Genomic DNA, 13,636 nt, shown 5'->3' on the forward strand with positions numbered 1-13,636 from the left:
CGACGAAATCGAATTCTAACGAATGACCGATTTCTGTCCCACTCTCTTTTCTTTCGCTGTTTGAAGCTTAATTTTTGGGCAAAGATTTGGTATAATGGAAGGTATGAAACATTCGGAAAAAGAATCACAATACCAGCTCTTGCTGGCTCAGTTAGACGCTCTCTTAACAGGAGAAAGCAATGCCTTGGCTAATCTGTCCAATGCCAGTGCGCTCTTAAATCAAGCCCTGCCTCGTTCGGTCTTTGCAGGCTTTTATTTGTATGACCAAACGGAATTGATCTTGGGACCTTTTCAGGGAGGTGTTTCTTGTGTCCATATCGCACTTGGAAAGGGTGTCTGTGGAGAAGCAGCTCAAAAGCAGGAAACCATGATTGTTGAAGATGTGCGCCAGCATGCCAACTATATTTCCTGTGATAGCCGGGCTATGAGTGAGATTGTGGTGCCTATGGTCAAGGACGGTCATCTCCTTGGGGTTTTAGACCTGGATTCGGAGTGTGTCTCTGACTATGATCAGCTGGATCAAGAGTATTTGGAAAAGTTTGTCGCTCTCTTGATCGAAAAGACAAACTGGGACTTTAAGATGTTTGGGGTTAAGAACTAATGTATCAAGCTTTATATCGGAAATACCGTAGCCAGACCTTTGGCCAATTGGTCGGCCAGCAAGTGGTGGCACGGACATTGAGACAGGCCGTCGAGCAGGACAAGATCAGCCATGCTTATCTCTTTTCGGGTCCTCGTGGAACTGGGAAAACCAGTGTGGCCAAGATCTTTGCTAAGGCCATGAACTGTCCCAATCAAGTCAATGGGGAGCCGTGTAACAACTGCTATATCTGTGAATCCATTACCAATGGGAGTCTTGAAGATGTTATCGAGATCGATGCAGCCTCTAACAATGGGGTCGATGAAATTCGCGATATTCGCGACAAGTCGACCTATGCTCCAAGTCTAGCCAAGCACAAAGTCTACATTATCGATGAGGTCCACATGCTCTCGACAGGGGCCTTTAATGCCTTGTTGAAGACGCTGGAAGAGCCGACGGAAAATGTGGTTTTTATCCTCGCAACGACAGAATTGCACAAAATTCCTGCGACCATTCTGTCACGGGTGCAACGTTTTGAATTCAAATCCATCAAACTGCCAGATATTTTCCAGCATTTGGAAAATATCCTAGCTACTGAAGGGATTGCCTATGAAGCAGATGCTGTCCAGATCATCGCCCGGCGCGCTGAAGGTGGGATGCGGGATGCTTTGTCCATTTTAGACCAAGCCCTAAGTCTGACTGCAGGTAGTGAGTTGACGACAGCAATAGCTGAAGAGATTACGGGCTCCATCAGTCTAGCTGCGCTCGATCAGTACGTGGCTGCCATCCTGGCTCATGATGCGACAGCGGCGCTGGATCAGCTGGCGATTATCTTTGATAATGGGAAGAATATGGCCCGTTTCGTCACGGACTTACTTCAATACCTGAGAGATCTCTTGATTGTTCAGACAGGCGGAGAAAACACTCACGCTAGTGACTTATTTGCGGCGAATCTTGAAGCCGATCAAGCCCGTCTCTTTGCTCTGATTGATCAGGCGACGACTAGTCTAGCGGATATCAAAAATAGTCTGCAACCGCGTATCTATACTGAAATGATGACCATTAAATTGGCTGAAAGTACAGGCCAAGTTTCTAAGTCAGCTGCAGTGGAGGTTCCTTCCAATGTGCTAGCTCAGCTGGAAGACTTGAAGAAGGAAGTCGCTCAACTCAAGCAACAGTTAGCGCAATCAGGTAGCAGTCTTCCTGCTTCAAAACCAGCGGTAACTCGTCCAACCAAGTCGAGCAAGGGCTACCGTGCAGATCGAAACAAGGTCAATGCCATTTTACAAGAGGCGGTTGAAAACCCAGAGTTGGCACGGACCAACTTGATCCGTCTTCAGAACGCTTGGGGGGAAATCATCGAGAGCTTGGCAGGTGCGGACAAGGCCCTCTTAATCGGATCCCAGCCGGTCGCTGCCAATGAAAATCACGCTATTTTAGCCTTTGAGTCTGCCTTTAATGCTGAACAGACCATGAAGCGGGACAACCTCAATACCATGTTTGGAAATATCCTCAGCAATGCTGCGGGCTTCTCACCAGAGATTTTAGCGGTTTCGATGGAAGAATGGACCCAAATCCGGGCAGAGTTTTCGGCTAAGGCGCGTGGTCAAAAAGCGGAAGTGGTGGAAGAAGAGGAAAGTGTCATCCCTGAGGAATTTCACTTTTTATCCGATAAAATCACCCTGCAAGACGATTAATACATGAATTTTTTACTGAATCATGGTAAAATAATTTTATGAATAGAAAACAATTTGCAGTGATAGCAGTCTTTACTGCTATGGAGACTTATTTTTTCAATGAAGCGACCATGGCGGGTCAAATGCTCTTTGCATGTTTTTGGGCCCTCTTGATCTTGCGCAATCTCCAGACGGCCTATATGGTGGAGAAGATTGCTAGTGCCATTGAAAAAGAAATCAGAAAGAAAAGAAAATAAAACCTTTGAAAAGGAATCCTTTTTCAAAGGTTTTTTTCTTGTTTTAAAAGGCTTCTTGGCATTGTTTGCGGTAATCTCCTGGGGAGAGGCCGACCTTCTGTTTAAAAGCCTTTGTAAAGTAGGAGTAGTTGTCATAGCCCACCTGGAGAGCGACTTGGTAAATGGGGGTATCGCTTTGCGATAGCATCTCTTTTGCAGCGGCCATCCGTTTATCGGTGATGTATTTCACCAGGGTTTCGCCGGTGTCGCGCTTAAACATCCGTGCTAGATGATCTGGACTAAGAAAAACCATTTCGGCCAGCTTGGTGCGACTGATATCCTCCTTGTAATGGTGGTCGATGTAGTCGGTGATCCGCTGGATGAGATTGGATTGGTGTTCTAGATCGATCACATAATGGCGAGCAGAGCTCCAGTAATCCCCAATATAGGCTTCAAAAGCTTCGATGGCATGAAAACGCCGTTCGAAGAGAAATTGATGGTGTTTGTTTTGAAATAACTTGTGAGCGAGAATTCCGTTTTTATCCAGATAAATCCCAATTTGCTGGGTCCAGTCTAGCTGGAGTTCACTCAGATCTGAGAGCGGGATGCGATCTTGAGTCTCTAAGCTATGGATGATTTGGAGAAGCTGTTCCGTCTCTAGTTGATTTGTAAAAGTAAGCGATGTCCGATGAGCGGGCTTTTGAGGTTGTGGACCCAAAGAAGCATAGGAGTGGATACTGTTCCAATGGAAGACTTGTTCTTCACTGTATTGGCAGAGTTGCAGAGCCTTCATCAAGAGCGTCTCAAGGGAAATAGCATCTGAATAGAGAAGGATAGAGGATCGGTCTAAGTCTTGCTGGATCTTCTGCTGGATAGCCTTTAGGAAGTCTGCACACTCTGTAGTCTGATTCTTTTTGAAGAGGCAGAGGTAGCGATCGGTCTGGCTTTCGATTTTACTGAGGGCGCAGTAGTGGACAGGGAAATCCAGGGAGAGATCCTTGATACAATGGCGGAGCTGCAAGCGCCAAGAAGGGACGCTGGGGTGAAAGTCTTCTTCAACTAAGTGGAGAGTGATGAGGACCAAGAGGTAGTCTTCATGTGGTTTAGGGCTATAGCCCCGTTTTGTTACTTCTTGAAGGAGCTGTTCTGCTTGAGATGGACGCGGTTTTCGCAAGTAGTCATGCCAAAATTCAGCTTCTTTTTGTCCTTGCTGGGCTAATTGGGCCGCACTCTTGTGGCGCTTGATCTTATTGAGGGCTTTTTGAATGATAAATTCTAAGCGATCTGGGTCAATCGGCTTGAGGTAGTATTCAAAACTTTGGAGTTCAATGGCTTTTTGGGCATAATTGAAATCAGCATAATTGGTGAGGAAGATCGTTTGAATGTCATATTTTTCTGACCGGACCCAGGCTAGGAGATCGAGACCACTGCCTTGTGGCATCTCGATATCACTGATCATGAGGGCAATCGGGTGACTTTGAATGATGGCTTGGGCTTGGCTCAGACTGGAGGCGGTATATACCTGCTCAATGCCCAAGGCTTCCCAATGAATGGTTTCCTGTAGGGCTTTAATGATAAAACGATCATCGTCTACGAGTAGGATATTCATGTGTGTCTCCTTTGTAGGGTTCATAAGGAAGGCTCAGCTGGATGCGGGCACCTCCTTGAGGTCCATTTGAAAATTGAAGCGTGTAGTGATCTGGATAGAGGAGATCTAGTCGCTCCCGTGCATTGGTCAAACCAATGTGGTGGCCATCTTCAGTGACTAAGGATTTTTTCTCTGCTAGATCTTGTAAGATAGCGGAGCTAAAACCAGGACCATTATCCTGAAGGGAAATAGCAAGGTGTTGGTTTACTTCTTCATGAATGGAAAGCTGGATGTGGAAGGAATCTTGGAAGGAAAAGCCGTGTTTGATGGCATTTTCCACAAAGGTTTGTAGAAGCAGAGGGGGAATAGCCGCATCTTTCAGACCAGGATCCCAGTCCAGGTCAAAGTGGATGCTGTCCCCATAGCGGATTTTCTGGATCTCTAGGTAATTTCGGATATGTTGGATTTCATCTGCTAAGCGATTGAAATCTTGATTGGCTTGAAAGAGGTGGCGCAAGTAGTTAGAAGTCACCTTGGTCAACTCCTCGATTTCCTTATAGTCCTTGGTCTGGAGCATGCTGTGAATCATGGAAAGCATGTTGAGGTAAAAATGGGGTCGGACTTGATTTTTGAGATAGTTGAGTTCGACTTTTTTGAGGTTGAGTTGCGCGTGGTAGGCTCGAATTTGGAGGTCTTTCATATGGATCAGGACCTGATTGAGCTTGTGATTGGCCTGATCGATCTCTAAGATCCCTTGGTCTTCGATCACATCTAGCTTGGTAGAGGCAGCATCTAGCTGAGAAAGACGCTGGGTGAGTCGTTTCATCGGTTGGATCATCCGTTGACGAATATAAAGGATCAGAATGGTAGAGAGAACTGCGATGATCAAAGGGACCAAGGAGAGAAGGGTTTCCAGTACGATATTTGTACGGAAAACGTCTCCGTAATCGACCGTCACATACAGATCAAAAGGAAGGTGGGTTTGATTGCTACCGGCTTGAATGACGGAATCTGTAGCATGGATCTGGTTGGGGCGATCGATGGATAAGCGCCCTTTTTTCCCAGTATTGAGCTTTTGCAAGGGTTTTAAAATATCCTGGGTAGAAATGATGGCATAGATAGCCTTGCCCTTGTAATGGAGGGATTTCAAGAGGTAATCATGCTGGTTCAGGCTGATTCGTTGCCATTTTTGACTGGTCTTGTCTGTTTCTTTGTCATAGGTTTTAAGATGATCTTTCAATTGTACATAGTCCAGGTAGGGCAGTTGAAGACTGGAGGCATTGAAAAAATGGGGGATATCTCTTGTCTCTATGAAAAAGGTAATGGGGCTATCCATCTGGTACTGAAACTCCGTGAAATCGATCCGCAGTTTTTTAAGATTTTCTTGGAAATCCGTGAAATCAAGCGGGGTATTGAGCTCTGTCAAATAGTCATTGTGACTAATGGTACTGTACATAAAACGCTCAACGGAGTGAAGCTCTGTATTTAAGGAATCCGCATAGATATGAATCGAGTCCTCTAAATGGAGCATATTTTGGTGTTTAATAAAATTTCGGCTAATCCCACCAATCAAAAGGTTGATCAAGGTATTGACGACTAAGAGGAGAAAGAGTAGGCGCGAAAAAAATTGAATCGAGTGATCTCGTGTACTTCTGTGAATAGCTTTCATAATGAGCACCTCACATATATTATAGCACTATTTGAAAACGGATTCATGAACAAAACCGATAGTAAAGTAAAAAAAATCGGGAAAGTGCATGTTTTTGTGTGGAGAAAACGGAAAAGTGAATGAAGATGCACGAAAAAGTTCTATAAAGATGGAAAGGATTCCTATAAAATAGAGGAGAAAGAAAAGGAGGGCCTTATGAAAAGCGAAGTGAATGCGAAGCAGAGCAAATTTAAGAAAAATATTCCTTTATATGTGCTGCTCCTACCATCGATTATTTTATTGATTTTATTTGCCTATATCCCTATGGCGGGTCTAGTCATCGCTTTTAAAGATTACTCTCCCGCTACTGGGATATTTGGAAGTCCTTGGGCTGGTCTCAAGTATTTTAACCAGTTCTTCTCATCCTTCCAATTTGCAACAACCATGAAGAATACCTTGAAAATTTCTATTTACAGTATTCTGGTTGGTTTTCCCTTGCCGATTGTTCTAGCTATTATTTGCAACCAGATTCGTGTGGGCAAGTTCAAAAAAATCTTTCAAGTAACAACTTATTTGCCTCATTTTATCTCGACCATGGTCATGTGTGGGATGATTATTCTCTTTCTCTCTCCAAGTAGTGGACTGTTAGCCAATGTCCTCAAATTGGTCGGCTTAAAGATGCCTGCCCTCTTATCCAAACCGGGGAGCTTTGCGGGTGTCTATGTCTGGAGCGATGTTTGGCAACATATCGGTTGGGATAGTATCATCTATCTAGCCGCTCTTTCGGCCATTGATCCGACCTTTTATGAAGCTGCGACCATGGACGGGGCGAGTCGATTGCAAAAGATTCGTCATATTGACTTACCCTTACTGTTACCAACGGCGATGATTCTCTTGATTCTCAGAGCAGGAAGCCTACTCAGTGTTGGTTTTGAAAAGGTCTTGCTCTTGCAAAATCCACTTAATCTGGCAGGAAGTGAAATCATTTCGACCTATGTCTACAAAGTGGGGATGATTAATTTCCAATATAGTTATTCGACAGCGATCGGTCTCTTTAATACCTTGGTCAACTTGATCATCTTATTGTCGGTCAACTGGTTTGCGAAACGCTATACCAAGACGGGATTGTTCTAGAAAGGAGGAGGAATTGTGAAATTGTTTCAACATGCTAGAAAGACCAAGTCGGAAATCCTCTTTGATGTTTTTATCTATGGTCTAGCGATTTGCTTGATTCTTTTGATTGTCTACCCTTTGTGGTTTGTCATTATTGCCTCCTTCAGTAATCCGTCTGATGTGGCAACTGGTAAGGTTTGGTTTATCCCGAGGGAATGGCGACTAGATGGCTATCAACGCTTGATTGAACAGCCTTTGTTTCTAAAGAGCTATCTCAACACTATCCTCTACACGGTTGTTGGAACCATCGTTGCCCTGGTCATTAATATCCCAGCTGGTTACGCCTTGTCGCGAAAGGACCTCTTTGCTAAGAAATGGGTCAGTGTCTTCTTTATCGTTCCCATGTTTGTCTCTGGGGGCTTGATTCCCATTTATTTGACAGTGAAACAAATGGGATTAGTCGACACCTTCTGGGTGATGGTCGTACCGTTTGCAGTATCTCCTTACAATATCGTTGTAGCTCGGACTTTCTTTAACAATAGTATTCCAGAAGGGATGTGGGAAGCTGCCCAGATCGATGGGTGCGGAACCATTCATTACTTCAGAAAGATCGTGCTCCCCTTGTCCAAGGCTATTATTGCCGTTATTGGACTTTGGACAGCAGTAGGGATCTGGAATTCTTGGTTCAATGCTCTGATTTATTTGACCAATGAAAATCTTCAACCCCTGCAACTGATCCTGCGCCGTCTCTTAATTAGTAATCAAATGTTGCAATCGCAAGCAACAGGGGAGGTAGCTTCTGACCTCCGTATTAAGGCTGATATGATGAAATATGCAGCCATCGTTATCTCAACAGCACCGATTATGATGCTGTATCCATTCGTCCAAAAATACTTTAATCAAGGTGTCATGATAGGTGCCTTGAAAGAATAGGAGAAGATCATGAAAAACAGGAAATTTGCCTATCTGCTCCTTGGAGCAGCTGCTTTAGCTGGCTTGACGGCTTGTGGAGCTTCCACAAATAAATCAAGCAATGACAAGAATGATGGAAATACCTTCAAGATCACGACCGTTCGTTGGTCGGATTGGGGGGAAGACTATCACAAAGGTTTTCTAGATGATTCAGCCAAGGAATCAGGTATCAAGATCAAATGGGATACCATGGTGGCTGCAGACTGGTCGGATAAGAAATCTGTCCTTGTAGCCAGTGGAGATTTACCAGACGCTTTCTTGGGATCCAATGCCTTCACGGATTCTGAAATCGCTCAGAACCAAAACATGTTCATTCCATTGGAAGACTTGATCAAGGATAATATGCCAAACTTGAACAAGGCCTTTGAAAAAGAACCAAAATTAAAAGCCATGGTGACCAACCCAGATGGTCATATTTACAGCCTGCCTAAGAAATTGCCAATGCGGCCAATCGTCGGCAACCAGCTCTTTATTAATAAGAAATGGTTGGACAACCTTGGCTTGAAGATGCCCGAAACCTATGATGAATTGGTGACTGTTTTACAAGCCTTTAAGGATAAGGATGCTAATGGCAATGGGGATGTCAATGATGAAATTCCATTTGGTTCTGGTAACTTTGATCCGACCTTCTCTTATATCTTGCCATTCAACAACCGTCTGGGTGGAGATAATACCTATGAAATGTCCGTCAAAGATGGCAAGCCGGTCTATCTACGAACAGAAGAAAGTTATAAACAAGGGATAGCGGCTATGCATGAAGCCTACAAGAAAGGCTTGATCGACCCTGAACTCTTTACAGAAGATACCTCTATGTCTGTTGCCAAACGGATGGATAAGGGTGTGGCGCGTGTCGGTGTGTCAAGTGGTTGGACAGCAGATGCAACCTTCGGCCAACATGCTAGCGAATATGCTCCTCTCCCAGCATTGAAAGGCCCAGATGGCAAACAATATGTCATTTCTGACCCAGATCATTTGAACTATGGACGCAATGAAATCCTGATCACGAATAAGTGCAAGGACCCTGCAAAATTGCTCAAATGGTTGGATAAATTCTACAAGGATGATGCCAGCATCCAAAACTTCTATGGATCCTTTGGTATTGCGACTGAAAAAGATGGCGATAAGTACAAGGTTTTGGCTCCAAAAGATGGTAAATCAGCCGATGAATGGGCTTGGATCAATTCCCTTCGTGACTTTGGACCAAAATATGTGTCTGATGATATCAATAGTCATGTCGACATCGACCAAACACAAGGTGATGGTCTCAAATTGAAGATGGACAAAGAATTGAAACAATACGCTTTGCCAGCATATCCAAATGTCATCTACTCTCAAGAAGAATTGAACAAATTGTCGTCTATTTATGTCGATATCAACTCCTATGTTACCCAACAAGCTTCTAAATGGGTAGTAGAAGGGGGCATTGAAAAAGAATGGGATGATTACAAAGCAACCTTGAAGAAGATGGGCATTGATGACTTTATGAAGATTCAACAGGATGCCTATGATCGTTACCAAAAAGAAGTGAAGTAACAGGGGTCTAAATGGATTCAAGTAAGTAACTCAGGGGCGTAGAGCCCCTGAGTGCTTCCGTAGAGGAAGTAGCAGAAATTGAGATGAAGAACAAGGAGAAGAAGATGCAAAAATTATTTTCATTGGATGGACGCTTGGTCAAGACTTTGACCCGGTTGACAGACATTATTATCTTGAACACCTTGTTTATCGTTTGCTGCCTTCCGGTTCTCACGATCGGTGCATCGCTTACGGCTTTAGCAACCATGTGGCACCGCTTGTTGAAAGGGGAAGATACGGATCTCGTCTTTCATTTTTTCCGTCTCTTTCGCGCCAATTTCAAGCAAGCGACGGTGATTTGGCTGACTTGCCTAGGACTATCAGCCCTTCTTTATCTGGATTACTGTCTTTTTTCAAATACGGCCTTTTTAAGTGAGTATGGGATTTGGATCTTGCTTCCCTTTATCGTCCTTCTATGTGGAGGGATGACCTTGATCTTCCCTTATATTGGCCTCTTTGAAGACCCTACAAGAAAGGTCTGTCTGAATAGTTTCCTCATTGCTCTCTTAAATCCAATTCAAACCATCTTTCTTGTCTTCTTCAATCTGGCAGTGGTTTATATCAGTCTCAGTAGTCCTGAACGGTTACTGACAGCTATTTATCTCTTTACCTTTGGTGGTTTCGCTCTTTGGGGCTTCTTGAATGTCCGACTGACCGATCAGATCTTTTCAAGGATCCAAGAAGGAGAAATCTTTGAAAAATAAGGTCAAGCAGGTGGGACGCATATTTTCCTAATATTATTTAAATCGAATATAGTTTCCTAGAAAATTTAGGAAACTTTTTCTATTTCATAAACATTTCACATTTCTCCTCTATAATGAAAGCAACAAATGATGAAAGCGTCCACATTGTATTGTCGTGGGCTTTGAAATGGAGGGTAAGATCATGCTCTTACAACAGGCAATCGCCTATATTTCTCGAAAAAGAACGAGGAATCTGGTCCTCTTTCTGATTCTCCTCTTGATCCTTTCTTGCTTGTATTTCTGTTTTTCACTGATGCAAGTGGGAGAAAGGTTGGAGGACCATATCAAACAGTCGGCTGGGACCAGCTTTGCCCTGACCAGTAAGCAGGGGGCTACTCCCTTTGCACTGAAGGAGGCTAAAAAGGTGCAGCAGCTAGCTGGGGTGGGAGCCATGGTTCCTCAATATGAAAGTCCCGTTCGTATTCTTGGTAAAGAAGCGGTGACTGGGCAGCAGTCGGTAGAGCGGGATGATTTGGGTCAGGAAGCTAAGCAAGCGCTAGGCGCTGTTTTTACCCAGAAGACAGACCAGCACCTAGATTTCCGCAGTGGCAGTTTTCAACTGGTGCAAGGCAAGCACTTATCCGATAAGGCTCGCGGGCAGATCTTGATTCACCAAGAGTTGGCTAAGAAGAATAAGCTAAAGGTCGGAGATTCCTTGACCTTATCCAGCTTTCAGATGGGAGAGACTCCTGCCAAAGAGCAAACCTTTAAAATCGTTGGGATCTTTTCGGGTAAGAAACAGGAAAAATTCACAGGAATGACCTCTGATTTGAGTGAGAATCAAGTCTACCTTTCTTATGAGGATGCGACCAAGCTTCTTGGTCTCAGTCAGCAAGAAGTGACCCAGGTCACCTTTGGGGTCAAAGATCCTGAGAAAATCGATGCCCTCTTGAAGCAAGTCAAAAGCTTGGATCTGGATTGGCAATCGCTACGCGTGGTCGAAGATCGCAAGGCCTTTGACCAGATGAAGGAATCCTCTCAGACCCTAGAAGGCCTGGTGCGGATCATGATGATCGTCCTCCTGGTGACGGGAGCAGGTGCTCTATCGCTCTTACTCAGTCTCTGGACACGGGAGAGGATCCACGAAATCGGGGTTCTCTTAGCCATTGGGAAGAGCAAGGGCCGGATCTTTAGACAGTTCCTCTTGGAAGTGGTGCTGGTATCCTTACTAGCGGTGATCCCAGCCTTTCTCATCGGGCGGATGGTCAGCCATCGTTTCTTAGAGCAGTTTGTCGGACAGACCGGTCAACAGCAGACCCTAGAATTGCTCAACCAAATCCCTCAAGGCCTTTCCTTAGGAATCGCCTATGCTAGCCTCTTGTGCTTGATCCTTCTGTCGCTCGGTGTAACTACCAGCATGATCTGGCGCAAGAGTCCAAAAGAAATATTAACAAAAATGAGTTAAGGAGAAATGACATATATGTTAGAACTCAAACATGTATCCTATAGTTACCAAAGCTACCAAGAAGAGATCTTCTCAGACGTGAACTATCAGTTCAAAAATGGGACATTTTACAGCATTATCGGTCAGTCTGGAGCTGGAAAATCAACCCTCCTCTCCCTCTTGGCTGGACTGGATAATCCCAAGAAGGGGCAGGTTCTCTTTGATGGAGAGGACATCCAGACCAAAGGGTCTAGCTACCACCGCAAGCACCATGTCTCCCTGGTCTTTCAGAATTACAATCTGATCGATTATTTGACGCCACTTGAAAATGTCCGCCTGGTCAACAAACAGGCTGGGAAAGACATTCTCTTGGAATTGGGATTGGACGAAACGCAAATCAAACGCAATGTCCTGCAACTATCCGGCGGGCAGCAACAGCGGGTGGCTATTGCGCGTGCGCTCGTTTCAGAAGCACCTGTCATCTTGGCGGATGAGCCGACTGGAAACCTTGACGAACAGACAGCTGGTGACATCATTGCCATTTTGAAGAAGTTGGCCAAGGAACGCCAAAAATGTGTCATTGTCGTCACCCACAGTAAGGAAGTGGCAGAGGCCTCCGATGTGGTCTTGGAATTGAGTCGCCGTAGTCTCGTTGAGAAGAGCAAGTAAGGAGGGAATGCTATGTTGCGCAATGCTTTTGCTTATATCACACGTAAATGGCCCAAGTCTCTCTTGCTCTTTGCCATCATTCTCCTCATGGGGACCTTGAGCTTGATCGGACTCTCTATGAAGGGAGCGACCCAAAAAGCTTCATCGGAAAGCCTGGGATCCATCACCAATAGTTTCTCCATGCAGATCAACCGCAGGACCAATCCAGGAACTCCTCGGGGAGCTGGAAATCTCAGAGGAGAAGATATCGAAAAAATCAGCCAGGTAGAGGGGATCACCTCCTCCATCAAGCGGATCAATTCCATCGCAGATATCCTAGACCACGAGATCATTGAGACTGAAGAAACCCTGCAAAATCAATCTCCAGAGCGGGCCAAGCACTTTAAGAATACTTTGATGGTGACAGGGGTTAATGACTCTTCTAAAGAAGATAAATTTGTCTCTGGAGCCTACAAGCTGGTCCAAGGAGATCACTTGACAGACAAGGACAAAAACCAAATCCTCATGCACGAAGATTTGGCGAAAAAGAATGGTCTTAAGGTGGGCGATAAGGTGCGCCTCAAGTCCAATCTCTACGATGCTGACAATGAAAAAGGGGCCAATGAAACCGTCGAAGTGACCATTAAGGGTCTGTTCTCAGGGAAGAACCAAGCTCCTCTAACTTACGCCCAAGAGTTGTACGAAGATACCCTCATCTCTGACCTGGATACAGCTGCCAAACTCTATGGCAATACTGTCCAAACAGCTACCTATGAGGATGCGACCTTCTTTGCCAAGGGGGATCAGGACCTCGATCAATTGATCGAAAAAATCAAAGCCTTGGATATCCCATGGAATTACTTTGACTTGGTTAAGAGCTCTTCCAACTACCCGGCCTTGCAAAAATCGATCAGCAGCATGTTCCAAGTGGCGGACTACTTGTTTATCGGTAGTCTCATCTTTGCTAGCTTGCTTCTCACCCTTCTCCTCGTCTTGTGGCTCAATGCCCGTCGCAGAGAAGTGGGTATCTTGCTAGCTCTGGGACTCTCCAAGGTGCAGATTGCAGGGCAATTCGTGGCAGAATTGGTCATGATTTCCATCCCAGCCTTCCTCCTCTCCTATGGAGTTGCAGGACTTCTTGCCAAAACAGTCGGAGATACGGTACTCAAGAACGTAACCAGTGGCATTGCCAAACAAATGGCTCAAGAATCCTCTGCAGCCAACCTTGGTGGTGGAGCTGAGGCAGAAAGCTTCAGTAAGACCCTGACAGACCTCCATATGGACATCCAACCGAGCCAATTGCTCGTGATTGTTTTGGTTGGCGGCCTCCTCTTGATTCTCGTATCCATCCTTTCTTCTCAATGGCTCTTGCATAAGAAACCAAAAGATCTCTTGGTGGATGTCGAATAAGAAATTGTTTCCTAAAATAGAAATAGGGTATAATAGGAGGTAGAAGAAGTTTCTTAGATAAAAGGA

Annotated in this window: 12 protein-coding genes; 10 read left to right on the plus strand and 2 right to left on the minus strand. The window is 44.9% G+C overall.

Features of this window, described 5'->3' with window-relative positions:
* Window positions 1-103: 103 nt before the first annotated feature.
* Genes ADG03_RS10265 through ADG03_RS10275 form a run of 3 tightly spaced genes read left to right on the plus strand, consistent with a single transcriptional unit; the run spans window position 104 to window position 2,513 of the window.
* Window positions 104-601 (plus strand): GAF domain-containing protein, encoded by a 498-nt coding sequence (locus ADG03_RS10265; protein ID WP_023918486.1) that lies wholly within the window; start codon window positions 104-106, stop codon window positions 599-601.
* Window positions 601-2,277: a DNA polymerase III subunit gamma/tau gene (gene dnaX, locus ADG03_RS10270; protein WP_049472607.1), complete on the plus strand. Its 1,677-nt coding sequence runs from the start codon at window positions 601-603 to the stop codon at window positions 2,275-2,277. The genes ADG03_RS10265 and dnaX overlap by 1 nt, the downstream gene beginning before the upstream one ends.
* A 38-nt stretch (window positions 2,278-2,315) precedes the next feature.
* Window positions 2,316-2,513, plus strand: coding sequence for a DUF3272 family protein (locus ADG03_RS10275; RefSeq protein ID WP_003002577.1), 198 nt, complete (start codon window positions 2,316-2,318; stop codon window positions 2,511-2,513).
* Window positions 2,514-2,556: 43 nt separating this feature from the next.
* Here the strand turns inward: ADG03_RS10275 and ADG03_RS10280 are convergent, their stop codons facing one another.
* Window positions 2,557-4,101 carry a helix-turn-helix domain-containing protein gene (locus tag ADG03_RS10280; RefSeq protein WP_049472608.1) on the minus strand — a complete coding sequence of 515 codons (1,545 nt, stop codon included), beginning with the start codon at window positions 4,099-4,101 and terminating at the stop codon, window positions 2,557-2,559.
* Complete coding sequence (locus tag ADG03_RS10285) at window positions 4,076-5,749, minus strand: sensor histidine kinase (RefSeq protein WP_049472609.1); 1,674 nt, start codon at window positions 5,747-5,749, stop codon at window positions 4,076-4,078. The genes ADG03_RS10280 and ADG03_RS10285 overlap by 26 nt, the downstream gene beginning before the upstream one ends.
* A 195-nt stretch (window positions 5,750-5,944) precedes the next feature.
* On the opposite strand from ADG03_RS10285, the gene ADG03_RS10290 reads away from it, so the two are divergent.
* From ADG03_RS10290 to ADG03_RS10320, 7 genes are all read left to right on the plus strand, one after another.
* Entirely contained in the window at window positions 5,945-6,862 is a 918-nt protein-coding gene (locus ADG03_RS10290; protein WP_021153492.1) for an ABC transporter permease, read from the plus strand.
* A gap of 15 nt (window positions 6,863-6,877) precedes the next feature.
* Window positions 6,878-7,774: a carbohydrate ABC transporter permease gene (locus ADG03_RS10295; RefSeq protein ID WP_049472610.1), complete on the plus strand. Its 897-nt coding sequence runs from the start codon at window positions 6,878-6,880 to the stop codon at window positions 7,772-7,774.
* A 9-nt stretch (window positions 7,775-7,783) separates the two neighbouring features.
* On the plus strand, window positions 7,784-9,346 hold the full coding sequence (locus ADG03_RS10300; protein ID WP_049472611.1) for a type 2 periplasmic-binding domain-containing protein: 1,563 nt from the start codon (window positions 7,784-7,786) through the stop codon (window positions 9,344-9,346).
* Window positions 9,347-9,450: 104 nt separating this feature from the next.
* Window positions 9,451-10,089, plus strand: a complete 639-nt coding sequence (locus ADG03_RS10305) for a YesL family protein (RefSeq protein ID WP_049472612.1) — start codon at window positions 9,451-9,453, stop codon at window positions 10,087-10,089.
* A gap of 181 nt (window positions 10,090-10,270) precedes the next feature.
* Window positions 10,271-11,533, plus strand: coding sequence for an ABC transporter permease (locus ADG03_RS10310; protein WP_049472613.1), 1,263 nt, complete (start codon window positions 10,271-10,273; stop codon window positions 11,531-11,533).
* 6 nt (window positions 11,534-11,539) lie between these two features.
* Window positions 11,540-12,181, plus strand: a complete 642-nt coding sequence (locus tag ADG03_RS10315) for an ABC transporter ATP-binding protein (RefSeq protein WP_049472614.1) — start codon at window positions 11,540-11,542, stop codon at window positions 12,179-12,181.
* A 12-nt stretch (window positions 12,182-12,193) separates the two neighbouring features.
* Window positions 12,194-13,570 (plus strand): ABC transporter permease, encoded by a 1,377-nt coding sequence (locus ADG03_RS10320; protein ID WP_049472615.1) that lies wholly within the window; start codon window positions 12,194-12,196, stop codon window positions 13,568-13,570.
* Window positions 13,571-13,636 lie beyond the last annotated feature (66 nt).

The organism is Streptococcus parasanguinis (assembly GCF_001069785.1).
Taxonomy (GTDB): domain Bacteria; phylum Bacillota; class Bacilli; order Lactobacillales; family Streptococcaceae; genus Streptococcus; species Streptococcus parasanguinis_T.